The sequence below is a fragment of the Micromonospora sp. NPDC002575 genome (genome assembly GCF_042889525.1).
In the GTDB taxonomy this organism is placed as follows: Bacteria; Actinomycetota; Actinomycetes; order Mycobacteriales; family Micromonosporaceae; genus Micromonospora; species Micromonospora carbonacea.
Genome location: NZ_JBIARA010000018.1, coordinates 126,305 through 149,615 on the forward strand (window position 1 = coordinate 126,305; position 23,311 = coordinate 149,615).

The 23,311-nt window shown below is 74.3% G+C and carries 21 protein-coding genes and 2 pseudogenes; 11 read left to right on the top strand and 12 right to left on the bottom strand.

The window, feature by feature from the left end; translation table 11 throughout:
* Positions 1-66: 66 nt before the first annotated feature.
* Complete coding sequence (locus tag ACFYWL_RS24430) at positions 67-2,688, top strand: glycoside hydrolase family 9 protein (RefSeq protein ID WP_386976758.1); 2,622 nt, start codon at positions 67-69, stop codon at positions 2,686-2,688.
* Positions 2,689-2,785: 97 nt separating this feature from the next.
* Here the strand turns inward: ACFYWL_RS24430 and ACFYWL_RS24435 are convergent.
* The 6 genes and pseudogenes from ACFYWL_RS24435 to ACFYWL_RS24460 form a co-directional block, all read right to left on the bottom strand.
* Positions 2,786-3,361 (bottom strand): annotated as a pseudogene (locus tag ACFYWL_RS24435) (snapalysin family zinc-dependent metalloprotease); the annotation flags it as partial.
* Positions 3,362-3,499: 138 nt separating this feature from the next.
* Positions 3,500-3,757: a UBP-type zinc finger domain-containing protein gene (locus ACFYWL_RS24440; RefSeq protein ID WP_386976761.1), complete on the bottom strand. Its 258-nt coding sequence runs from the start codon at positions 3,755-3,757 to the stop codon at positions 3,500-3,502.
* A complete protein-coding gene (locus ACFYWL_RS24445) occupies positions 3,754-5,328 on the bottom strand; it encodes a Na+/H+ antiporter (protein ID WP_386976764.1) in 1,575 nt (524 codons plus the stop codon). Before ACFYWL_RS24445 ends, ACFYWL_RS24440 begins: the two co-directional genes overlap by 4 nt.
* 37 nt (positions 5,329-5,365) lie before the next feature.
* Positions 5,366-6,328, bottom strand: a complete 963-nt coding sequence (locus tag ACFYWL_RS24450) for a TIGR03885 family FMN-dependent LLM class oxidoreductase (protein ID WP_386976767.1) — start codon at positions 6,326-6,328, stop codon at positions 5,366-5,368.
* A gap of 31 nt (positions 6,329-6,359) precedes the next feature.
* Entirely contained in the window at positions 6,360-7,772 is a 1,413-nt protein-coding gene (locus tag ACFYWL_RS24455; RefSeq protein ID WP_386976770.1) for an NADP-dependent succinic semialdehyde dehydrogenase, read from the bottom strand.
* Between the two features lie 12 nt (positions 7,773-7,784).
* Complete coding sequence (locus tag ACFYWL_RS24460) at positions 7,785-8,048, bottom strand: DUF6343 family protein (RefSeq protein WP_386976773.1); 264 nt, start codon at positions 8,046-8,048, stop codon at positions 7,785-7,787.
* A gap of 206 nt (positions 8,049-8,254) precedes the next feature.
* Between ACFYWL_RS24460 and ACFYWL_RS24465 the strand changes: the two genes are divergently transcribed.
* Positions 8,255-9,103, top strand: a complete 849-nt coding sequence (locus ACFYWL_RS24465) for a GDSL-type esterase/lipase family protein (protein WP_386976776.1) — start codon at positions 8,255-8,257, stop codon at positions 9,101-9,103.
* 37 nt (positions 9,104-9,140) lie between these two features.
* On the opposite strand, the gene ACFYWL_RS24470 is transcribed toward ACFYWL_RS24465, so the two are convergent.
* The 3 genes from ACFYWL_RS24470 to ACFYWL_RS24480 form a co-directional block, all read right to left on the bottom strand.
* Positions 9,141-9,980 carry an EcsC family protein gene (locus tag ACFYWL_RS24470; RefSeq protein ID WP_386976779.1) on the bottom strand — a complete coding sequence of 280 codons (840 nt, stop codon included), beginning with the start codon at positions 9,978-9,980 and terminating at the stop codon, positions 9,141-9,143.
* A gap of 47 nt (positions 9,981-10,027) precedes the next feature.
* Positions 10,028-10,174 carry a hypothetical protein gene (locus ACFYWL_RS24475; protein WP_176734219.1) on the bottom strand — a complete coding sequence of 49 codons (147 nt, stop codon included), beginning with the start codon at positions 10,172-10,174 and terminating at the stop codon, positions 10,028-10,030.
* Between the two features lie 120 nt (positions 10,175-10,294).
* The gene (locus tag ACFYWL_RS24480; protein WP_386976783.1) at positions 10,295-11,047 is read right to left on the bottom strand and encodes a peptidase M23; all 753 of its coding nucleotides are present in this window, start codon (positions 11,045-11,047) and stop codon (positions 10,295-10,297) included.
* Positions 11,048-11,737: 690 nt separating this feature from the next.
* Between ACFYWL_RS24480 and ACFYWL_RS24485 the strand changes: the two genes are divergently transcribed.
* Genes ACFYWL_RS24485 through ACFYWL_RS24495 form a run of 3 tightly spaced genes read left to right on the top strand, consistent with a single transcriptional unit; the run spans position 11,738 to position 13,830 of the window.
* Positions 11,738-12,658, top strand: coding sequence for a proteasome assembly chaperone family protein (locus ACFYWL_RS24485; protein ID WP_386976786.1), 921 nt, complete (start codon positions 11,738-11,740; stop codon positions 12,656-12,658).
* A gap of 37 nt (positions 12,659-12,695) precedes the next feature.
* Positions 12,696-13,493 carry an exodeoxyribonuclease III gene (locus ACFYWL_RS24490; protein WP_386976789.1) on the top strand — a complete coding sequence of 266 codons (798 nt, stop codon included), beginning with the start codon at positions 12,696-12,698 and terminating at the stop codon, positions 13,491-13,493.
* A gap of 13 nt (positions 13,494-13,506) precedes the next feature.
* A complete protein-coding gene (locus tag ACFYWL_RS24495; RefSeq protein WP_386976792.1) occupies positions 13,507-13,830 on the top strand; it encodes an antibiotic biosynthesis monooxygenase family protein in 324 nt (107 codons plus the stop codon).
* Positions 13,831-13,846: 16 nt separating this feature from the next.
* Here the strand turns inward: ACFYWL_RS24495 and ACFYWL_RS24500 are convergent.
* Positions 13,847-13,969 (bottom strand): annotated as a pseudogene (locus ACFYWL_RS24500) (TetR/AcrR family transcriptional regulator); the annotation flags it as partial.
* A 195-nt stretch (positions 13,970-14,164) separates the two neighbouring features.
* Between ACFYWL_RS24500 and ACFYWL_RS24505 the strand changes: the two are divergent.
* Together ACFYWL_RS24505 and ACFYWL_RS24510 are read left to right on the top strand one after the other, a co-directional pair.
* A complete protein-coding gene (locus tag ACFYWL_RS24505) occupies positions 14,165-14,905 on the top strand; it encodes a DUF4386 domain-containing protein (protein WP_386976795.1) in 741 nt (246 codons plus the stop codon).
* 126 nt (positions 14,906-15,031) lie between these two features.
* Complete coding sequence (locus tag ACFYWL_RS24510; RefSeq protein ID WP_386976798.1) at positions 15,032-15,736, top strand: VOC family protein; 705 nt, start codon at positions 15,032-15,034, stop codon at positions 15,734-15,736.
* A gap of 182 nt (positions 15,737-15,918) precedes the next feature.
* Here the strand turns inward: ACFYWL_RS24510 and ACFYWL_RS24515 are convergent, their stop codons facing one another.
* Positions 15,919-16,581, bottom strand: coding sequence for a class F sortase (locus ACFYWL_RS24515; RefSeq protein ID WP_386976823.1), 663 nt, complete (start codon positions 16,579-16,581; stop codon positions 15,919-15,921).
* A gap of 110 nt (positions 16,582-16,691) precedes the next feature.
* Positions 16,692-17,387: a hypothetical protein gene (locus ACFYWL_RS24520; RefSeq protein ID WP_386976801.1), complete on the bottom strand. Its 696-nt coding sequence runs from the start codon at positions 17,385-17,387 to the stop codon at positions 16,692-16,694.
* A 403-nt stretch (positions 17,388-17,790) separates the two neighbouring features.
* On the opposite strand from ACFYWL_RS24520, the gene trmB reads away from it, so the two are divergent.
* The 4 genes from trmB (at position 17,791) to ACFYWL_RS24540 (ending at position 23,167) form a co-directional block, all read left to right on the top strand.
* Positions 17,791-18,423 carry a tRNA (guanosine(46)-N7)-methyltransferase TrmB gene (trmB, locus tag ACFYWL_RS24525; protein WP_386976826.1) on the top strand — a complete coding sequence of 211 codons (633 nt, stop codon included), beginning with the start codon at positions 17,791-17,793 and terminating at the stop codon, positions 18,421-18,423.
* A 48-nt stretch (positions 18,424-18,471) separates the two neighbouring features.
* Positions 18,472-20,985, top strand: coding sequence for a DEAD/DEAH box helicase (locus tag ACFYWL_RS24530; protein WP_386976804.1), 2,514 nt, complete (start codon positions 18,472-18,474; stop codon positions 20,983-20,985).
* 216 nt (positions 20,986-21,201) lie between these two features.
* Complete coding sequence (locus ACFYWL_RS24535) at positions 21,202-21,849, top strand: hypothetical protein (protein ID WP_386976807.1); 648 nt, start codon at positions 21,202-21,204, stop codon at positions 21,847-21,849.
* 733 nt (positions 21,850-22,582) lie between these two features.
* Positions 22,583-23,167, top strand: coding sequence for an endonuclease domain-containing protein (locus ACFYWL_RS24540; protein ID WP_386976810.1), 585 nt, complete (start codon positions 22,583-22,585; stop codon positions 23,165-23,167).
* The last annotated feature ends 144 nt before the right edge of the window (positions 23,168-23,311 follow it).

Sequence of the window (23,311 nt, forward strand, 5' to 3'; positions counted from 1 at the left end):
AATATCAGGCCGATAGTGGGAGCGCTCCCAGCATCGGCGCAGCCCCGTCCCCCGGAAGGATCCCCCGTGACGCCATCTCGACGACGTCGACGCCGCCTCGCGACACTAGCCGCGGTGACCACCCTGGCCCTCGCCGGCACCACCGCCGGTGTGGCCCACGCCGAGGTCCCACCGGACGCCCCCGAGCAGCTGAAGAACGGCGACTTCAGCGAGGGCGTCTCCCCCTGGTTCTCCTACGGCACCGGCCCGCTCGGGGTGACCGACGGCCGGCTCTGCGCCACCGTGGCCGGCGGGCTGGCCAACCCCTGGGACGCCGGCATCGGCCAGGACGCCGTGCCGCTGACCGCCGGTTCCGAGTACGAGCTGTCCTTCGACATCACCGCCACCCCCGGGGCGAACGTCAAGGCCGTGCTCCAGCTCGGCGCCGCCCCCTACACGCAGTACGCCAGCGTGGACGCCGCCGCCACCGCCACCAGCGCGCACTTCAGCAAGACGTTCACGGCCAGCGAGAGCAACCCGAGCGCGCAGATCATCTTCCAGGTCGGCGGGGCCGCCGCCGAGCAGACCATCTGCCTCGACAACGTCTCGCTGCGCGGTGGCGAGCCGCCGGAGCCGTACGAGCCGGACACCGGGCCCCGGGTGCGGGTCAACCAGGTCGGCTACCTGCCCGGCGGCCCGAAGAACGCCACCGTGGTCACCGAGGCCACCACCCCGTTCGCCTGGCAGCTCCGCTCCGCCGCCGGGGCGGTGGTGGCCAGCGGCCAGAGCACCCCGCGCGGCGTCGACGAGGCGTCCGGGCAGAACGTGCAGACCATCGACTTCTCGTCGTACCGCACCCCGGGCACCGGCTACACGCTCGTCGCCGACGGCGAGACCAGCCACCCGTTCGACATCTCCGGCACCCTCTACGACAGGCTGCGCAGCGACGCCCTCCAGTTCTTCTACATCCAGCGCAGCGGCATCGCCATCGACGGCGACCTGGTCGGCGAGGAGTACGCCCGCGCCGCCGGCCACATCGGCGTCGCCCCCAACCAGGGCGACACCAGCGTGCCCTGCCAGCCGGGAGTCTGCGACTACTCCCTCGACGTGCGCGGCGGCTGGTACGACGCGGGCGACCACGGCAAGTACGTGGTCAACGGCGGCATCGCCACCTACCAGCTCCTGAACACCTTCGAGCGGACCAAGACGGCGGCCACCGCCGACGGCGGCGCGGCCCTGGGCGACAGCACCCTGCGGGTGCCCGAGCGCGGCAACGCCGTGCCCGACATCCTCGACGAGGCCCGCTGGGAGCTGGAGTTCCTGCTGCGGATGCAGGTGCCGGCCGGCAAGCCGCTGGCCGGGATGGCCCACCACAAGATCCACGACAAGAACTGGACGGGCCTGCCGCTCGACCCGGCCGCCGATTCGCAGCCGCGCGAGCTGCACCCGCCGTCCACGGCCGCCACGCTCAACCTGGCCGCCGTCGCCGCCCAGTGCGCCCGCCTGTTCGCCCCGTACGACGCGGCGTTCGCCACCCGCTGCGGCACCGCCGCGAAGACCGCGTACGCGGCGGCCAAGGCGCACCCGGCGATCTACGCCAGCCCCGCCGACGGCACCGGCGGCGGCGCGTACGACGACAGCGACGTCAGCGACGAGTTCTACTGGGCCGCCGCCGAGCTGTTCCTGACCACCGGCGAGGCCGCGTACCTGACCGACCTGACCGCCTCGAAGCACCACACCGGCGCGGTCTTCGGCGACCAGGGCTTCGGCTGGCAGGGCGTCGCCGCGCTGGGCCGGCTCGACCTGGCCACCGTGCCCAGCGGCCTGCCGACCGCGGACCGCGACCGGGTCCGCGCCTCGGTGACCGCCGCCGCCGACCGCTACCTGGAGATCGCCGCCGGCCAGGCGTACGGGCTGCCGATGCCCGGCGACGCCAACAGCTACTTCTGGGGCGCCAACGGCAACATCGCCAACAACGCGGTCGTGCTGGGCACCGCCTTCGACCTGACCCGCGACGCGAAGTACCGCGACGGGGCCGTGCGGGCGGCGGACTACCTGTTCGGCCGCAACGCGCTCAACATCTCGTACGTGACCGGGTGGGGCGAGCACACCGCGCGCAACCAGCACAGCCGGATGTACGCCAACCAGCTCGACCCCGCCTCGCCCAACCCGCCCGCCGGCTCCCTCGCCGGTGGCGCGAACGCCGGCCTCCAGGACCCGTTCTCGGCGAACCTGCTCGCCGGCTGCAAGCCGATGTTCTGCTACGTCGACGACATCAACTCGTACTCCACCAACGAGATCGCGATCAACTGGAACTCGGCGCTGACCTGGCTGGCCTCGTTCCTCGCCGACCAGGACGACGCGGCGGCCGTGCCGACCCCGACGTGCTCGGTGTCGTACGACAACTACGGCACCTGGCACGGCGGCACCGGGTTCACCGCCCAGGTGACCATCCGCAACACCGGCACCGCCGTGGTGAACGGCTGGACCGCGAAGTTCGCCTTCACCGGTGACCAGAAGGTGCGGGAGGCGTGGATGGCGAAGGTGACCCAGTCCGGGGCCACCGTGACGGCGAAGAACGAGTCGTACAACGCCCGGATCGACCCGGGCGGCGCCACGACCTTCGGCTTCAACGCGACCACCGGCGGCGGCGCGAACCCCGCGCCGGGCCTGGTCACGGTCAACGGCGCGCCCTGCGCCCTGTCCTGACCCGAGCTGCCGAAAGGGGTGGCCTCCCCGCTGTCGGGGGGCCACCCCTTCCGCGTTGCGGCCGACGCCTCGGGAATCAGGAGTCGCCCTGCGCCCCGGCGGCGGCCCCGCCCACGACACGCGGGGCGGCGTCGCCGCCGACCCAGACGTACGTCTTCCCGGTGGTGGCCGTGGCGGCGAGGCCGCCGGCGAAGAGCTGGTTGACCCGGGACGCCTCGGCGGCGCTGGGGGTCGCGTTGGCGCAGGACACCGGCGCGCTGCTGCCGGACATCAGGTCGGAGCACAGGCCGGTGCGCTTGTCGGGCAGGCCGAGGATGTGGCCGATCTCGTGGGTGGCGATGCGGGTGCGGTGGTAGCCCTCGTTGACCGCCTCCCAGCCCATCCACACCCGGCCGTTGCCCAGCGAGGTGGTCTGCGCCCGGGGCCAGCCGTTGTCGACGTAGATGGTGATGTTACCGGGGGTGGCGGGCAGCAGCCGGACGGTGCTGACGTTGCTGTTCCAGATCTGGGCGGCCTGGTCGAAGTTGGTGCGGAACTCGCCGGCCCGGCTCGCGTCGTAGTAGACGGTGCGGACGGCGGACGCGCTGGTGCCGGTGGCGGCCAGCGCCCCGGCGGCGGCCAGGACGGTCGCGGCCAGGGCTCCGGCCGTACGCAGCAGGTGTCGTCGGATCACGCGCGCTCCTCGAAGTTCCGGCGGCAGCGCCGCCACGAATCGATGTGCGCCGATCTTAGGTCGATCCGCCCCCGACCCCCCGCATAGCGGTTGCGTCATACGAGCCGCGTCGGCCGGCCCCGCCCCGGGGTGGACCGGTCAGCCGATCTCCTCGTCGACGAAGCACCAGCGCCACGCCTCCCCCGGCTGGATCGAGCGCATCACGGGGTGCCCGCTGACCGCGAAGTGCTTCGACGCGTGCTGGTACGGCGACGAGTCGCAGCAGCCCACGTGCCCGCAGGTCAGGCAGGACCGCAGGTGCACCCAGTCGGCGTTGCCGACGGTCACGCAGTCCGGGCACTCCGTCGTGGTGGCCGGCTCGGCCGTGCCCGCCTCCGCCAGGTGCTCGCAGCTCATGACTCCTCCTCCCGCCGCAGCAGCGACTCCTCCAGGTCCAGGTCGCGGTACGCCCGCACCAGCACCTCCTCCGGTATCCGGCCGGAGTCGCGGGCGGCCCGGAACACCTCCCGCTCCGCGTCGATCATCTCCTGCCGCAGCCGACCGTACGCCTGCGACGGGGTTTCCCGCTCGCTGCCGCCCAGCCGCTCCCACGCCACGTTGCTGCGTTCCTGCGACACCCGGCGCAGCCGCTCCACGACCGCCGTCGGCGCCGACTCGGCCAACTCGTCGAGCCGCTCCCGGGCGGCCCGGCTGGCCTGCTGCTGGACGCCCGCCGCCGAGAGCGCGTCCTGCACCGGGTCGTCCGGCGGCAGCTTCAGCCGGCGCGCCACCGCCGGCAGCGTCGCGCCCTGCCCGACCAGCGTCACCACGATCACCGCGAAGGCCAGCCAGATGAACAACTGCCGGGGGTAGGGGCGGTCCTGGGCGAGGGTCAGCGGCAGGGCCAGCGCGGCGGCCAGGGTGACCACCCCGCGCATCCCGGCCCAGCCGATGACGACCGGGAACTTCGCCAACGGGGCCGGGTCCCGCTGCCGCACCCGGGGCACCAGGCGGGCCAGGTAGGTGGCCGGGAAGAGCCAGGCGAACCGGGTCAGGAAGACGGTGGCCAGCACCGCGCCGGTGATCGCGGCGAGGAAGCCCAGCGGCTCGTCCAGGTCCCGCACCACCTCCCGCAACTGGAGGCCGACCAGCAGGAAGACCAGCCCCTCCAGCAGGAACCGGACCAGCCGCCAGAACGCGCCGATCTGCAACCGGGAGGCCGCCGACATCAGCAGCGGCATCTTGTGCCCGATCCCGAGGCCGGTCACCACCACGGCGACCACCCCGGAGGCGTGGATCTCCTCGGCGGCGAAGACCACCGCGAACGGCACGATCAGGGACACCGCGTTGTCCAGCAGCGGGTCGGTGATCCGCTTGTGCAGGAACCCGAAGACCACCACCCCGAGCAGGCCCATCAGAATGCCGCCGCCGGTGGCGACCAGCACCTCCCAGGCCACGTCGCCGACGCCGACCGAGGTGCCGATCGTCGCCATCGTGGCCACCCGCAGCAGCACCAGCGCGGTGGCGTCGTTGATCAGGCTCTCGCCCTCCAGGATCGTCACCACCCGGCGGGGCAGGCCGATCCGGCGGGCCACGGCGGTGGCGGCGACCGCGTCCGGCGGGGCGACCACCGCGCCGAGGGCCAGGCAGACGGCGAACGGCACCGCCGGCAGCAGCAGGTGCACCACGAGGCCCACCGCGAACGCCGTGAAGATCACCAGCCCGACGGCGAGCAGCAGGATCGGCCGCAGGTTGAGCCGGAACGCCGGCACCGACGTCTCCAGCGCCGCCACGTAGAGCAGCGGCGGCAGGATGCCCACCAGCACCAGGTCCGGGTCGAGCCGGACCTGCGGGAAGCCGGGCACGAAGGAGAGCGCGAGGCCGACCACCACGAGCAGGATCGGCGCGAGCAGCCCGAGCTTGCGGGCCAGCGCCGCGCCGAGCGTCGCGATGGCGAGGAAGACGACGACCTCGAACAGGGGCTCCATGGGGTACGAGCCTAGGGCCCCACCCCGCCGGCACGGATCATGCGGCCCGCAGTTTCGGCAGCACCTGGGCGCCGAACGTGTCGATGAACGCCCGCTGCTGCTGGCCGACGTGGTGCAGGGCGATCTGGTCGAAGCCCAGCTCCACGTACTCCTGGAGCCAGCCGACGTGCCGGCCGAGGTCGGCCGAGACGTTGACGGCCGAGGCGACCTTCGCCATCGGCACGTCGGCGGAGACGACGTCGAAGTGCTCGGCGGTCTCCAGGTCCCAGCAGATCGGCGGCGCGAAGACGTTGCTGCGCCACTGGTCGTACGCGATCGCCTCGGCCTCGGCCTGCTCGGGCGCCCAGCTCACGTGCACCTGCAGGTGCAGCGGGCCGCGGCCACCGGCGTCGCGGTAGGCGTCGATCATCTCGCGCAGATGGCCGGTGGGGGCATTGACGGTGATCAGCCCGTCGGCCCACTGCGCGCACCAGCGGGCGGTGGCCACGCTGACGGCCGCGCCGATCAGGGCCGGCGGCTGCTCGGGGCGGGTCCACAGCTTCGCCCGGTCGACCGTGACGAGGCCGTCGTGGCTGACCTCCTCGCCGGCCAGCAGCGCCCGGATCACGTCGACGCACTCGCGCAGCCGGGCGGCGCGGACGTCCTTGCGGGGCCACGGGTCGCCGGTGATGTGCTCGTTGCTGGCCTCGCCGGTGCCCAGCGCCGCCCAGAACCGGCCCGGGTACATCGCGCCGAGGGTGCCGATGGCCTGGGCGACGATCGCCGGGTGGTAGCGCTGGCCCGGCGCGTTGACCACGCCGAAGGGCAGGTTGGTGGCCTGGAGGGCCGCGCCCAGCCAGGACCACGCGAACCCGGACTCGCCCTGCCGGGCGCTCCACGGGGAGAAGTGGTCCGAGGACATGGCGGCGTCGAAGCCGGCCCGCTCGGCGTGGATCACCGCCTCCAGCAGCCGGGCCGGGTGGATCTGCTCGTGGGAGGCGTGGAAGCCGAACACCGTCATGGGCGCACCTCCTACCCACGCCGCCGCCCGTTTACTCGGCGTGCGCCCCCGCGCCGGCCGTCGCCTCGCCCCGGCCCACCCAGACGGTCTTGGTGTTGCAGAACTCGCGCATGCCCAGCGCGGACAGCTCGCGGCCGTAGCCGGAGTTCTTCACGCCGCCGAACGGCAGCTCGGGGAAGGAGGTCGTCATCCCGTTGACGAAGACGTTGCCGGCGTCCAGGTCGGTGGCGAAGCGCTCCTGCTCCTGCGGGTCGGTGGTCCAGGCGTTCGCGCCGAGGCCGAAGGCGGTCCCGTTGGCCACCTCGACCGCCTCCGCGTACGACGACACCCGGAACAGCCCCGCGACCGGCCCGAACACCTCCTCCGACCACATCCGCATCTCCGGGCGCAGGCCGGTGACCACGGTCGGCGGGTAGAACCAGCCCGGCCCGGCCGGCTGCTCGCCGCCGCAGAGCACGGTGGCGCCCCGCTCGACGGCGTCGCGGACCTGCGCGTCGATCTCGTCGCGGCCACGTTCGCTGGCCAGCGGGCCGACGTCGGTGGCGGGGTCCATCGGGTCGCCGACCCGCAGCGCGGCCATGTTCGCCGCGAACCGCTGCGCGAACGCGTCGAAGACGTCGGTGTGCACGATGAACCGCTTGGCGGCGATGCAGGACTGCCCGTTGTTCTGGCAGCGGGCGGTGGTGGCGACCTCGGCCGCCCGCTCCAGGTCGGCCGACGGCATCACCACGAACGGGTCGCTGCCGCCCAGCTCCAGCACGGTCTTCTTCAGCTCCCGCCCGGCGATCTGGGCGATGGACCGGCCGGCGTGCTCGCTGCCGGTGAGGGTCGCGGCGCGCACGCGGGGGTCGCTCAGGATCCGGTCGACGGCGTCCGAGCCGACGAGCAGGGTGGTGAACGCCCCCTCGGGGAAGCCGGCGCGGCGGAACAGGTCCTCCAGGTAGAGCGCGGTCTGCGGCACGTTCGAGGCGTGCTTGAGCAGGCCGGTGTTGCCGGCCATCAGGGCCGGCGCGGCGAACCGCATGACCTGCCAGAGCGGGAAGTTCCACGGCATCACCGCCAGCACCGGCCCGATCGGCTGGTAGCGCACGAAGGCGCGGGCGGCCTTGACCGCCCGCGCGTCGGCCGGCTCGTCGGCGAGCATCCGCTCGGCGTGGGCGGCGTAGAACCGGCACGCCGAGGCGCACTTGGTCACCTCGGCCTGCGCCGCGGCGTACGTCTTGCCCATCTCCGTGGTCATCAGCCGGGCGGTCTCGTCGCGCTCGGCGTCGAGCAGGTCGGCGGCGGAGCTCAGCCACCGGCCCCGCTGGGCGACGCCGGTCCGGCGCAGGTCGCGGAAAGCCAGGTCGGCCCGCTCGATGGCGGCGTCGACCTGCGCGTCCGACATCGGGTCGTACGACTTGAGCACCTGTCCGGTGGCGGGGTTGGTGGTGGCGATGGACATCTCGTACTCCTGTCACTCGAACAGCGAGTGCCGCGCGCCCGGGGATTCCCGGCGGCGCGCGGCACGGCGGCGCTGGATGACGACCAGGTCGACCGCGGCGACGACGGCGAAGATCGCGCAGACGACGCCGAGCCACACCACGCCGGCCCACACCGCCAGCACGGCGAAGACCACCATGGTCACGAGCCCGAAGCCGGCGAGCACGAGGCGGAGGTTCAACGCGCTGTACGCGTGGCCCACGGTGCCGCGGGCGCGGCGGGGCTGCGATCTCGTCATCCCTGCGGGCTACCCCCGATCGGCCCGGTTAACCGGGCATCGGACCACCGCCGAGCCGACTACCACACGCGGGGACGCCCGGGGCATCGAGTGCCGGAAATCCGACAGCACGCCACCACCCGCGCCGGTGGCGCACGTAGGGTTGGCTGGCTGTCGCACTCCGCCACGCGACGGGAAGCGGGACTGGGGAAGCGGGACTGGGGAAGATGCCTCGACGCTGGGTCGCCGCCGTCGCCTGCCTGCTCGCCCTGGTCGCGCTCGCCTGCGAGGGCGACGGCGAGGCCGGCCCCCGGCCCCCGGGCGGGTCACCGGCCCCGGGCACGCCGGCCGTGATGGCCGCCCTCGGCGACTCGATCAGCACCGGCTTCGGCTCCTGCCTGATGCTCAGCTCGTGCGAGCGCAACTCCTGGTCCACCGGTGACGGGCTGCGGGTCGACAGCCACTACCAGCGGCTGCTCGACCGCAACCCCAAGCTGCGCGGCGCGGCGCACAACCACGCCAAGCCGGGCGCGCGGGCGGCGGCGCTGGCCGGGCAGGCCGAGGCGGCCGTCCGGGACCGCGCCGACTACGTGACGGTGCTGATCGGCGCGAACGACGCGTGCCGCGACGACGTCGACGCGATGACCCCGGCGGCGACGTTCCGCAAGCAGGTGGACGAGGGCCTGCGGGTGCTGCGCACGGGCCGCCCCAAGGCGCGGGTGCTGGTGGTCAGCGTCCCCGACCTGTACCGGCTCTGGGAGGTCGGGCACACCGACTCCCGGGCGGTGCGGGCGTGGGGCCACGGGGTGTGCCCCGCGCTGCTGGCGAACGCGACCTCGACCGCGCCCGCCGACGTGGCGCGCCGGGCGAAGGTGCGGGACCGCATCGACGCGTACAACGCCCAGTTGAAGTCGGCCTGCCGGGCGTACGGCTCGCGGTGCCGCTACGACGGCGGGGCGGTGCACCGCGTCCGCTTCACCCTCGACCTGGTCAACGCGCTGGACTGGTTCCATCCCAACGTCGCCGGCCAGGGCCGGCTGGCCGACGTGACCTGGCGCGCCGCCGGCTTCGACTGACGGGGCACGCTCAGCGGGGCCGGGCCGGTTCGGCCCGTCAGCGGGGCCGGGGGACGCCCCCGGCGTGGCCCATGCTGCGGTAGAGCTGCCGTGACCGCTCGGCCAGGTCCTTCGTCGCCGACGAGTTCGCCCAGGTGCCGAGGATGATCGCCGCCCCCGGGATCACCTTGGCGAAGATCCGCTTCGCCGCACGGACCCCGGCCATCTGGGCCAGCCGGATGCCCAGTCGCATCATCACCTTGCCGAGCGCGGCCTGCCCGCCGGAGCCGAACAGCGCCCCGGCGCGCTCCCGTCCGGCGGCCACCCCCAGCGCCAGGCGGGCGGTCTCGGCGACCTTGTGCACCTTCTGCAACACCAGCAGGTCGGTGGCCCGGTCCGGGTGCGTCGGGTCGATCCCGTACGCCGCCGCGATGTGCAGGACCATCCGCGCCTGCGTCCAGGCCAGCACCCCGACGTCGATCACCGCGCCGGGGAGCCCGGCCGCACCGGAGACCGCGCCGGAGAGCCGGGCCCGGTTGACGAACCGGCGGACCGCCTGCTCCGCCAGCTCCTCCGCCGGGGCGCCGGGCCGCTCCGCCCGCGCACGGGCGGCCCATCGCGCCGCCTCGGGCCCGAGGCGGCGCACCGCCTCCAGGGCCAGGTGTTCCGGCGCGTACTGCGGGTCCTCCCGCATGCGGTCCCACAGCCGTGCCGGCGGCCCCTCCGGCGCGTCCTCGGCGGCGACCGCCGGGACCGGCAACCCCGGTGCCGGCTCCGGTGACGCCGCTGCCGCCTCCGATGACGCTGGCGCCGGCTCCGGTGACGCCGCTGCCGGCGGAGGCGACGGGGCCGGCAGGGGGACGGTGGGCTGGCCGTCGACGGGGGCGGAATCGGTCACGGAGGCTCCCGGGGTCGGAGAGGGGTGGTACGGCGGCGTCGGCGCGGTCAGCGCCGGCTGGACAGGCGGGAGGCGAGCTGCTTCAGCTTGCGCTGCGTCTCCGGCTTGGCCAGCTCGCGGCGGCCCCGGTCGACGAGCTGCTGCCCCTGCGGCGACCTGAGGAACCGGGTGAGCCGCTGCACCAGTGCTGACATGTCGTCCTCCTGTCGGTCGTTCCCCCTCATGTGTACCCTGCCCCGGCAAGCGCCAATCGTCCACTGTGGCCGGTGCAGGGGCCGGCGGGGCGGCTCGCGACGCCTGCGGGAGGGCCCGGATCACCTCCCGCCGGACAGGAAGGCGTCCACCACCTCCGCGGCCCGCCACTCGTGCTGCGCGTACAGGTCCGGGTACGCCGAGATCTGCACGGACTGGGCCGCGACCGTCAGCGGCAGGTCCTCCCAGCCCGGGATCTCGGCGAGGGCGGCGAGGAACTGCCGGGTGGCGAACGCGGGGTCCATGAGCTGCCCCACCTCGCCCCAACCGCTGCTGGCGCGCTGCTGGAACAGCCCGACGGAGTCGTGGTCCCAGCCGATGCCCTCGTGCGGGTAGTCCTGCGACTCGGGCAGCACCCCGCTGGCGACGTTGTAGAGGTTGCTCTCCTGCATCGCGGTGGCCACCGCGATGACCAGCCCCCGCCGAGGAAAGCCCAGCTCGCGGCCGGTGCGCACGATCACCTTCGCGTTCGCCATCTGCGCCCTGGTCAGGCCGGCCACCGGCGCGGGGTCGGCGGGCCGCTTCGGCGCGGCCCGCTTCCGGCCGGCCGACGGCGAGGCGGTGGCCGACGGGGCGGTGGCCGACGGCGAGGCCGTGGGCGTGGGGCTGCCGGGGGCGTCGGGGGTCGCCGAGGGGTCGAGCGTCGGGCCGGGCGCGCGATCCAGCGACCGGGAGGCGGCCTCGGCGGCGGCGCGCCGGGCGAGGTCCGCGTCGGCGGCGAGGGGCGTGCCCGCGCGGCTGTCCGCCGGCTCCTGGCGGGCCTGGGCGAGGGCGGCCAGGCCCAGGCAGCAGACCACGCCGGCGGCGACAGCCACCCCGGCCCGGCGGCGACGGCGGGGCGCCCCGACGCGGTCGGGGCCGCCGGCCCCCGGCCGGTCCGCCGGCCCGTTCGGAATCGGGAGGTTACGCAGCCGCCCGAACGGGGTAGGAACCAGGCCAGCGAGGGAAGTGAGGGAAGTCCGGAGGCGCCCGGGGCGCGCGCCGCCGGCGATGGTGGTGGGTGGCCGTTCGGATGAGGGGGAAACGTCCGGACGGCCCGCCGCCGCTTCGGGGTCGTGCTGGTCGTCGAGGATGCCGTCGTCACGCATCCGACGAGGCTAGGCAGGTCATTCCGGGATAACCCAGGCCCACAGGGCGGCCATCGCCACACCGATGGGCCGGCGATGCGGACACCCGGGCGACCGCAGCCACGGCCGGGCGCGGACCGGACGGGTCGGACGAACCTCCGGTACGCGCCGACGGGCGCACCGGGCGGGCGACAACGCCCGCAGGCCCGGCGGCCCACGCCCGCCACGCCGACCTACCCGCTCGGCGGACCCCTCCTCACCCGTCCGGACCACCCCCGGGGGCCGCCCGACGACCCGGGGCCGTTGCCTGATTGTGATCATGGACCCGGCGCGGGACCGCCCGACGCAGGAATGCACGAGGATGGCGGGTACGTTGCCCGAACCGGGAGCCGTGCGCGCCACGGTCCCGTACGCGCCAGCCCAGGGAGGTCCGCACCGGTGCTCGACCCACACGAGCTCTACGAGCTCTCCGACGATCTGCCCGACCTCGGACAGCCGGTCCTGATCCAGGCCCTCACCGGCTTCGTCGACGCCGGAAGCGCCACCCGGCTGGCCCGTGAGCAGCTTTTCTCCTCCCTCGACGCCCGCCCCGTCGCCAGCTTCGACGTCGACCAGCTCTACGACTACCGCTCCCGGCGTCCCCCGATGACCTTCGTCGAGGACCACTGGGAGGACTACGACGCACCCAAGCTGGAGGTGCACCTGCTGCGCGACGACGACGAGACCCCGTTCCTGCTGCTCAGCGGCCCCGAGCCGGACCTGCAGTGGGAGCGGTTCGCCGCCGCCGTGGGCGGGCTGGCCGCCCGGCTCGACGTCCGGCTCACCGTCGGGCTCAACTCGATCCCGATGGCGGTGCCGCACACCCGCCCGACCGGGGTGACCGCGCATGCCACCCGCCGCGAGCTGATCTCCGGGTACGAGCCGTGGCTGCAACGCGTCCAGGTCCCCGGCAGCGTGGGGCACCTGCTGGAGTTCCGCCTCGGCGAGCAGGGCCGCGACGCGCTCGGCTTCGCCGCCCACGTGCCGCACTACGTCGCCCAGGCCGAGTACCCGGCCGCCGCCGAGGTGCTGCTCGCGTCGGTGTCGCGCAGCACCGGCCTGCTGCTGCCCCGCGACGGCCTGCGCTCGGCCGCCGAGGTGGTGCGGGTGGAGATCGACCGGCAGGTGGCCCAGACCGAGGACGCCGCCGCCCTCGTCGCGGCCCTGGAGGAGCAGTACGACGCGTTCGCCCGGGGGCGGGGCGAGAGGAACCTGCTCGCCACCGAGGGCGGTCCCCTGCCGACCGCCGACGAGCTGGGCGCGGAGCTGGAGCGGTTCCTGGCCGAGCAGGGCCGCCCGGGCGACACCCCGGGGAGCTGACCGGGCGGCCGGGGCGGGGATGCGGCAGGCTGGGGGCATGCGCCTGGCGACCTGGAACGTGAACTCGGTGAAGGCCCGCCTGCCCCGGCTGCTCGACTGGCTGGCCGCCACCGGGCCCGACGTCGTCTGCCTCCAGGAGACGAAGTGCCCCGACGGGGCGTTCCCGGTGGCCGAGGTCGGCGAGCTGGGCTACACGGTGGCCAGCCACAGCGACGGCCGGTGGAACGGCGTGGCGATCCTGTCCCGGGCCGGGCTGGCCGACGTGACGGTCGGCTTTCCCGGCGAGCCGGGCTTCCCCGAGCCGGAGGCCCGGGCCATCTCGGCCACCTGCGACGGGCTGCGGGTCTGGTCGGTGTACGTGCCCAACGGCCGCGCACCGGACGACCCGCACTACGCGTACAAGCTGGCCTGGTTCGCCGCCCTGCGCGACGCGCTGGAGCAGGAGCTGACCGGCGGGCTGCCGCTGGCCGTCTGCGGCGACTTCAACGTCGCCCCGACCGACGCCGACGTGTGGGACCCGGCGCTGTTCGCCACCTCCACCCACGTGACGCCGGCCGAGCGGGCCGCCCTCGCGGCCCTGCGCGACCTGGGCCTGACCGACGTGGTGCCGACTGCGATGAAGGGGCCGCACCCGTTCACCTACTGGGACTACCGGGCCGGGATGTTCCACCAGAACAAGGGCATGCGCATCGACCTGGTCTACGCGTCCGCGCCGTTCGCCCGCGCGGTCCGCGCCGCGTACGTCGACCGGGAGGCCCGCAAGGGCAAGGGCCCCTCCGACCACGCCCCGATCGTGGTGGACGCCGACCTGGTCCCGGCCGTGGAGACGTTCTGAGTAGGGTGGGGCCATGGCAGTCGTGAAGATCAACGCGATCGATGTCCCCGAGGGCGCGGGCGAGGAGCTGGAGCGGCGGTTCGCGGCGCGGGCCGGCGCGGTGGCGGGCTCCCCCGGCTTCCTCGGCTTCGAGCTGCTGCGCCCGGTCGGCGGCGAGACGCGCTACTTCGTCTACACGCGCTGGGAGTCGGAGGAGGCGTACCAGAACTGGGCGGCCGGGCCGGCGCGGGCCGCGCACGCGGGCGGCGAGCAGCGACGCCCGGTCTCCACCGGCGCGACCCTGCTGGAGTTCGAGGTGGTCCAGCAGGTGCCGGCCGCCGACGGGCAGGGGTCCTGACCCCGCCGTCGACCCTTCACGGTACGGCCGGCTCGGCCGACCGCCAGCCCGCGCGGCGCAGCCGTTCGGCACCGTCGAGCAGCAGGTCGAGGGCGAACTCGAACTCGAACTGCTCGTCGCAGCCCTGACCCACGGCCGCCAGGTCGCCGCCGGGTCGGCGAGCGCGATGGCCGCCCGCGACACACGTTCCCGGTTGCGCCGCTCGCGCGGCCACCTCGAAGCCCGGCATGACATGCCCTCCACGGTCGCGCCCTTGACGGTGTACGACGTACACCTCACCGTGGGACGAAGGTGTACGACGTACACCTCACCGTCGAGGAAGGGGAGGGCGGAGATGACCGCCGGGACGGGAGCCACAGCCGAGCCGAGCCGGGCGGCGGGCTCGCCCGCAAGGAGAACGGCCCTGGTCGCGGGCGTGTTCTACCTGATCACCTTCCTCGCCTCGCTCCCCGCCGTGGCGCTCATCGACCCCGTGCTCAGCAACCCCGACTACGTCGTGAGCGCCGGCAGCGACACCCGGGTCATCGCCGGCTGCCTGCTCGACATCGTCAACGCCGCCGCCTGCGTGGGCACGGCCGTCGCCCTGTTTCCCGTGGTCAGGCGTCAGCACGAGGCCGCCGCGCTCGGCTTCGTCACCGCCCGCGTCCTCGAAGCCGCGATCATCGTCGTGGGCGTCGCGAGCCTGCTGACCGTGGTGACGCTGCGGCAGGAGTTCGCCACCACGGCCGGCGCGGACGCGCCCACCCTCGTCGCCATCGGCGCGTCGCTCGTCGCGGTCCGCGACTGGACGTTCCTGCTCGGGCCCGGTCTCGTTCCCGCCGCCAACGCGCTGCTGCTCGGCTACCTGATGTACCGTTCCGCGCTCGTGCCCCGGATCATCCCCCTGCTCGGGCTCGTCGGGGCGCCCCTGCTCGTCGCCTCGGCCGTGGCCACCATGTTCGGGCTCAACGAGCAGGACTCCCCGCTCTCGGCGGTCCTGACCATCCCGGTGGCCGCGTGGGAGCTGTCGCTCGGGGCCTGGCTGGTCGTCAAGGGCTTCCGGCCCGCCCCGATCCTCGCCCGCCCCACCACCTGACCGGTCGCACCCACGATCGGGCCCCACGGCTCCCGGCGGGCCATTTGCGTTGCCGGCGGGGGCTATTTGCGTTGCCGGCAGGCTATTTGCGTTGCCGGCTCGCCGGCCCGTGCCTACTGTGCGGTGATGCCCTCGCCACTGCTCACGGTGACCTTCGACGCGCACGACGCCGTTCGCCTGGCGCGGTTCTGGGCCGGCCTGCTCGGCCGGGAGGTCGCCGAGGACGCCCGCGGCGCGCTCCTTCCCGGCGACGACACCCAGCCCAGCCTCCGGTTCGTCCCGAGCAACACGGAGAAGGCGGGCCCCAACCGCCTGCACCTGCACCTGACCAGCGCCGACCACGCCGACCAGCAGCGCCTGGTGACGACGGCGCTGGCGCTCGGCGGCGGTCACCTCGACGTCGGGCAGCGCCCCGAGGAGGAGCACATCGTGCTGGCCGACCCCGAGGGCAACGAGTTCTGCGTGATCGAGCCGGGCAGCCGCTTCCTCGCCGGGTGCGGCCCGCTCGGCGAGCTGGCCTGCGACGGCACCCGCGAGGTCGGCCTGTTCTGGAGCGAGGCGCTGGGCTGGCCGCTGGTGTGGGACCAGGACCAGGAGACCGCCGTCCAGTCACCGCACGGCGGCACGAAGGTCGCGTGGGGCGGCCCGCCCGTGGCCCCGAAGACGGCACGGAACCGGCAGCGCCTCGACCTCACCCCGCCCGGAGGCGACCAGCGGGCCGAGGTCGACCGGCTGGTCGCCCTCGGGGCCACCCGGCTGGAGACCGACGCGGACGGCACGGTCATGCTGGCCGACCCCGACGGCAACGAGTTCACCATCACACCCCCCTGACCCAGCCCCCTGCCGCCTCCCGCCTCCCCCTCCCCCTGCCGCCTCCCCCTGCCCCGCCCTACCCGCCCCGCGTCGGTGATCAAGAGAAATGTGTCACCGTCGAGATCAACTTTGACGCAATTCTCTTGATCACCGACGCGGGCGGGGTGCGGCGGGGTGCGGGGAGGGGGCAGGGGGCAGGGTCAGGGGTGGGGGCGGAGGGAGGCGAAGGCGATGACGTTGTCGGCGTAGCCTGTCTGGCCGCCGACCCACGCGCCGCCGCAGGTGATCAGCCGCAGCTCCGGCGGGCCGTCGTCGCCGTACACCCGGTCGGCGGGCAGTTCGTCCTTGCCGAAGTGCTCGACGGAGTCCACAGCGAAGACCGCCGTGCCACCGTCGGCGCGGGTCACCTCGATCTGGTCGCCGGCCCGCAGCTTGCCCAGATCGTAGAAGACGGCCGGACCGTCGCGGGTGTCCACGTGGCCGACGATGACGGCGCGGCCCGGCTCGCCGGGGATCACGCTGCGGTCGTACCAGCCGGTCTCGGCGGCGGCGCTCAGCGGCGGCACGGCGATCGACCCGTCGGCGGCCTGCCCCACCGGGCCGATCGGCGCGGACACCCGGATCGCCGGCACCCGGAGGCTCACCGGGCGGCCGGCGGCCGGACGGGGCGCGTCGTCGACGGCGGCTGCCGCGCGGTCGGCCGGGCGGGTCGCCCAGTCGAAGGGCCCCGCCGAGCGGCCGAGGCCGGCACCGGTGGCGAAGACGCCGAGCAGCACCAGGACCACGGCCGCCGGCACCGACCAGGGCCGGCGGCGGCCGGCCACCCGGGAAGACCTGACGGTACGCCCGGAGGCCGCGCCCAGGGCGCCACGCGCCGACGCCGCGCCCGAGGCGGCACGCGCCGACGCCACGCCCGAGGCGGCACGCGCCGACGCCACGCCCGAGGCGGCACGCGCCGATGCCACGGCCGGCCTCAGCGGCGGTTTCCGCCGCGACGGAATCGCGGCCGACGGGCCGTGGCCACGCCGATCGTCACCCCGGCCACGGTCAACGCTACGCCACCGGGCAACAGCAGGCCGTCGGTGGCGCCCCGGGCGGTGCCGCCGAAGCCCGTGTTCGGCCCCCGGCTGGGATGGTGCGTGGGCGGGTAGGTCGGATGCTGGGTCGGCTGGTACGTCGGCTTGTGGGTGGGCGCGGGCGAGGGCTGCTTCTTGACCACCTGGAGCATCGTGGTGGCGGTCTCGCCGCCCCGGCATTCGAGCTTGACCCGGTAGTTGCCCGGCCAGATGCGCTCGCGGACCATCGGGGTGCCGGTGAGCAGGCCCCGCTGCGGGTGCACGGCGACCCGGCCGAAGGCGTCGGAGACCACGATCGCCGGCACCGAGTTGTCGTGACAGCTCGCCCGGATGCCCACCAGGTAGCCGGGCTGCACGGTGCTGGGGGTGACCTCGACGAAGACGAGCCAGCCGGGCTGCGAGCCGGGCGGCTGCTCACCGGGTGGGCCGGGCAGGGGCTCGGAGGCGGCCACGGGGGCCATGGGCGCCCCGGCGGCCCACGCGCCCGCCGCGAGGGGCCCGGCGAACGCCGCGACGGCGACGGCCAACGCGGCGCCGATCCGCGCGACCGGCCCCGCACCGGGGCGCGCGGCGGCGACGGCGCACCACCGCACGGCGACAACGGCACGCCACCGCACGGCGACGACAGCGCACCACGGCACGACAGCAACGGCGCACCACCGCACGGCGGCGACGGCGCTCGGACGCGCAGCGGGAGCGGCGCTCAGGTGCGCGGGCGACGCCGTACTGCCCGGGTCCGGGTCCGCGGCCGGTCCGGCGCACTGGCGCGTGGCTGCCCCCATGACCCCTCCCGGCGCGGTAGTGCGTCGCCGGGCAGCGGCCCGCCCGGCCTGCCGTACGGGATGAATCTTCTCATCCCCGGTCGTACCTCACAGGCGATCCGGCGCGCTGGTCGCGTACGCTCGGACCGCTGTGACCTCTACCGAAGCGAACCCCGTCGCGACCGTGCCGCCGCACGCGTCGCGGATCCGCACCTTCCACCCCCGCCGGGGCCGGATGACCGGCCGCCAGGTCGACGCCCTCGACCGACTCTGGTCGGCGTACGGCCTGACGGTGGCCGACGATCCCGCCGCCGCGCCCGTGGACCTGGCGGCGCTGTTCGGTCGCCGGGCCCCGATCGTGCTGGAGATCGGGTCGGGGATGGGGGACGCCACGGCCGCGATGGCCGCCGCCGACCCAGGCCGAGACTATCTGGCGGTCGAGGTGCACACGCCGGGAATCGCCAACCTGTTGGGCCTGGTGGAGCGCCTCGGGCTGGACAACGTGCGGGTCGCCCGGGGCGACGCGTTGGACCTGGTCCGGGCGCTTCCGGACGGCTCGCTGGACGCGGTGCACGTCTTCTTCCCCGACCCGTGGCCCAAGTCGCGGCACCACAAGCGGCGGATCATCCAGCCGGCGCACGTGGCGCTGCTGCGCTCGCGGCTGGCCCCCGGCGGGACGCTGCACTGCGCCACCGACTGGGCCGAGTACGCCGGGTCGATGCGGGAGACGCTGACCGCCGACCCGGGGCTGGTGGACGTGCACGGCGGGTACGCTCCGCGTCCGGCGCACCGGCCGGTCACCAAGTTCGAGCGGCGCGCCCTGACGGCGGGCCGCCCGGTGTTCGACCTGGTCCACCGCCGCGCCTGACGTGCCGGTTGGCGCGGAGGGGCCTGCGACAGGCACGATGGACGGGCTATGACGCTCACCGCCGCGCTGCCGACAAGCGCCGACCCCGACACCCTCTTCGACGCGTTCGCCGGCTGGGCGAAGGAGCGCGGCCTCGACCTCTACCCCCACCAGGAGGAGGCGGTCATCGAGATCGTCTCCGGGGCCAACGTGATCATGAACACGCCGACCGGCTCGGGCAAGAGCCTGGTGGCGATCGCCGCCCACTTCGCCGCCCTGGCCGACGACCGGACGACCTTCTACACCGCCCCGATCAAGGCCCTGGTGTCGGAGAAGTTCTTCGCCCTCTGCGAGGTCTTCGGGGCCGACAACGTCGGCATGCTCACCGGCGACGCCAGCGTCAACGCCGACGCCCCGATCATCTGCTGCACGGCCGAGGTGCTGGCCAACCTCGCGCTGCGCGAGGGCGCGCGGGCCGACGTCGGCCAGGTGATCATGGACGAGTTCCACTTCTACGCCGAGCCGGACCGGGGCTGGGCCTGGCAGGTGCCGATCATCGAGCTGCCGCAGGCCCAGTTCGTGCTGATGTCGGCGACGCTCGGCGACACGACCCGCTTCGTCGACGACCTCACCCGGCGCACCGGCCGGCCGACCGCCGTCGTGCGCTCGGCCGAGCGGCCGGTCCCGCTCCTCTTCTCGTACGCGATGACGCCGCTGCACGAGACCCTGGAGGAGCTGCTGCAGACCAAGCAGGCCCCGGTGTACGTCGTGCACTTCACCCAGGCCGCCGCCCTGGAGCGCGCCCAGGCGCTGATGAGCGTCAACGTGTGCACCCGGGCGGAGAAGGACATGATCGCCGAGGCGATCGGCCGGTTCCGGTTCACCTCCGGCTTCGGCAAGACCCTGTCGCGGCTGGTGCGGCACGGCATCGGGGTGCACCACGCCGGCATGCTGCCGAAATACCGCCGGCTCGTGGAGACCCTCGCCCAGGCCGGCCTGCTCAAGGTCATCTGTGGCACCGACACGCTCGGCGTCGGCATCAACGTGCCCATCCGCACGGTGCTGTTCACCGGCCTGAGCAAGTACGACGGGGTGCGCACCCGGCTGCTGAAGGCCCGCGAGTTCCACCAGATCGCCGGCCGGGCCGGGCGGGCCGGCTTCGACACCCTCGGCCGGGTCGTCGTGCAGGCCCCCGAGCACGTCATCGAGAACGAGAAGGCCCTCGCCAAGGCCGGCGACGACCCGAAGAAGCGGCGCAAGGTCGTGCGCAAGAAGCCGCCGGAGGGCTCGATCGGCTGGGGCCAGCCGACCTTCGACCGCCTCGTCGAGGCCGAGCCGGAGCCGCTGACGTCCAGCTTCCAGGTCAGCCACTCGATGCTGCTCAACGTCATCGGCCGGCCCGGCGACGCGTTCGCCGCGATGCGGCACCTGCTCACCGACAACCACGAGGACCGCGCCGCCCAGCGCCGGCACATCCGCCGGGCCATCGCCATCTACCGGGCGCTGCGGGCCGGCGGGGTGGTCGAGGAGCTGCCCGAGCCGGACGAGACCGGCCGCCGGGTGCGGCTCACCGTCGACCTCCAGCTCGACTTCGCGCTCAACCAGCCGCTGTCGCCCCTCGCGCTGGCCGCGATCGAGCTGCTCGACGCCGAGAGCCCCTCGTACGCCCTCGACGTGCTCAGCGTGATCGAGTCGATCCTCGACGACCCCCGCCAGGTGCTGTCCGCGCAGCAGTTCAAGGCCCGCGGCGAGGCGGTCGCCGCGATGAAGGCCGAGGGCATCGAGTACGAGGCCCGCCTCGAACTGCTCGACGAGGTGACCTGGCCCAAGCCCCTGGCGGAGCTGCTGGAGGCCGCGTACGAGATGTACCGGCGGGGGCACCCGTGGGTCGCCGACCACCAGCTCTCCCCCAAGTCCGTCGTGCGGGACATGTACGAGCGGGCGATGACCTTCACCGAGTACGTGCAGTTCTACTCGCTCACCCGCTCCGAGGGCCTCGTGCTGCGCTACCTCGCCGACGCGTACAAGACGCTGCGGCAGACCGTGCCCGAGGACGCCAAGACCGAGGAGCTGATCGACCTCATCGAGTGGCTGCACGAGCTGGTCCGCCAGGTCGACTCCAGCCTCATCGACGAGTGGGAGCGGCTGCGCAACCCGTCGGACGTCGCCGAGGCCGCCGAGGCGCACGCCGCCCTCGACGACCGGCCGCCGGCGGTCACCCGCAACGCGCGGGCGTTCCGGGTGCTGGTGCGCAACGCGCTGTTCCGCCGGGTCGAGCTGGCCGCCCTGCGCCGCTGGGACCTGCTGGGCGAGCTGGACGCCGCCGACGGCTGGGACGCCGACGCGTGGGCCGACGCGCTGGAGCCGTACTTCGAGGCGTACGACTCGATCGGGACGGGGCCGGACGCCCGCGGCCCGGCGCTGCTGATGATCGAGCAGGGCCGGGACCGGTGGACGGTCCGGCAGATCCTCGACGACCCCGACGGCGACCACGACTGGCGCATCAGCGCCGAGGTCGACCTGGCCGCCTCCGACGAGGTCGGGGCGGCCGTCGTCCGGATCACGGACGTCGGCCAGCTCTGACCGCGGCGGCGGTGCACCGCGTGCGCCTGCCCGAGGACGGACCCGGTGCCGTGCGGTGGGGCGCGAGCGCGGCGGGGTCGCTGTTCGTCCGGGCCGAGGTGCGCCGTGCGCACGGGCACGGACGGCTGCCGATGCGCCCCTCATTTTGCTGGGCGATGTCAGACCCGTCGATTAGAATGTATGTACTAAACCAAGTCCTGACCTGGGAGGACTTCCGTGACCGTGCCCACCTTCAGCACCCTCCCGCCCTACGCCACCCTCCTCGGCTTCACCCGGTACGTCGACCGCACCGGGCCCACCAAGGCCAGCTTCGTCGGGGGCCTGCGCAAGCAGCGGGCCAGCAAGCACGGGTTCAACCCGCACGGTCAGTTCGTCAAGGCGCTCAAGGCCGACGTCGCGTTCCACACCGGCGGCACCCACCTGGCGCAGGTGGCCGACGCGGTCAAGCCGCGCTGGCAGCCGCTCTACCGGGCGCTCGTGCCGGGCGCGACGGCCTGGCTGCACTCCCTCGGCGAACCGACCGGCGTCGACCTGGCGCAGACCCGCGACGCCCTGGCCATGCTCGGCGACCTGCCGGTGAAGATCAACCCGCACTTCGGCATCCGGCACGCCGCCGACGGCCGCGCCGAGGCGGTCCGCCTGCACTTCGACGAGGCCCCGCCCAGCGAGGAGGCGGCCCTGGCCACCCTGCACCTGATGGCCCGGCACATGGACGCGGTCCTGCCGCACGCCACGCCCGTCCTGGTCGACGTGCGGCGGGGCGTGGCGCACCGGATGCCCGACGGCGTCAAGCCCGAGCAGGTCGAGCAGTGGCTGGCCGGCGAGGCGGCGGCGTTCCGCGCGATCTGGTCCACCGCCGCCTGACCCCACCCACCGCCGCCCGACCGCGCCACCTCCCACCAGCCGAGGGAGGTGGCGCGGTCGCGCACGGCGCCGACCGGCGCACGACGCGCTAGGCGGCCCCGATATGGCGCGCCGCGCCACATCGGGGCGCAGCGCAGCGCGGCACGGACCGCATGATCGCGCTCGATCCGGGAAGCAGTGGCATCGATCGCGTCGGGAGGCCACTCGATCCCGGATCGAGCACGTTCTTGAGCGGCGTCACCCGGGTTATCCACAGGGGACAGCGCGGCGTCCGCAGAACCGGCACGGTAAGGACATGCCGAAGAGCCCTCGACGACCTCCCCAACTGCGAGGTCGGATCTTCCGCGGTTCGGTGGCCCGGTCCCGGGGCCTGCTGACCCGCAACGACCTCCGCAGTTCCGCCTGGCGGCCGTTGTTCCGCGACGTCTACGCCGACGCGGGGATCACGGTCACCCACCGGCACCGGTGCATGGCGGTGGCCCGCTGGCTGGTTCCGCCCGGCACCGCGATCGCCGGCCGCTCCGCCGCAGCGCTGTACGGCGTGGGAAAGATCCCACCCGACGAGCCGGTCGACGTACTTACGCCCAGCGCGCCTCCTGCCAGGAGCTTGGACGTGCCGCCCCCGACGCCTGAGCCCTCGGCCCCTGTGCCGGCCCCGCCGTCGGGATCACCACCGCCAGCGATGCCGCTACAGGGCAGCCGCCGGCGGCTTGGGCCTGTGGCGGGACTGTGCGTGCACCGGGGTCCGGTGCTTCCGGGGGACATCGTCGACCGGGCGGGCATCCCGGTGACCAGTCCGGTGCGTACCTGCTGGGATGTCGCCCGCTGGCTGGACGTGGTGGAAGCGGTCGTCGTCATCGACGGCCTTCTGGCGCGACGGATCGTCGACGTCCCGACGCTACGCGAGTACGCCCTGGCGCGGGCGGGGTGCCGGGGCTGGCGGTCGCTGTTGCGCGCCGTCGACCTCGCCGACGCCGGCGCCGAGTCGCCGCAGGAGTCCCGGACCAGGGTCCGGTTGGTGCTGGCCGGCCTGCCCCGGCCCCGTACCCAGTGGGTCGTCTCCGACGGTGGGCGCTTCGTGGCCCGGCTGGACCTGGCCTGGCCGGAGTTCCGGGTCGCCGTCGAGTACGACGGGCTCTGGCACGACGATCCAGAACAGTTCCATCGGGACCGTCTCCGCCTGAACCGGCTGCTCGGCGGGGACTGGCTCGTCCTGCACGTGACGGCGCGACGCCTCCGCGAGGACTTCGACGGCGTCCTCGCCGAGATCCGCGCGGCCCTCCGCTCCCGCGGCCACCGGCCCCGGCCCCGGGACTGAGCGCCCGGAGATCGCGCGCTCAATCACGGAAAGAGTGGCCTCCACTCGCGTCTGGGGATTTAACGCTGGGCGGGTCGGCGTCGCTTGATGATTGTCTTGTGGCGTGGGGTGGGTTGCTGGTTTCGGCTGCCTTTGGGGCGTCCT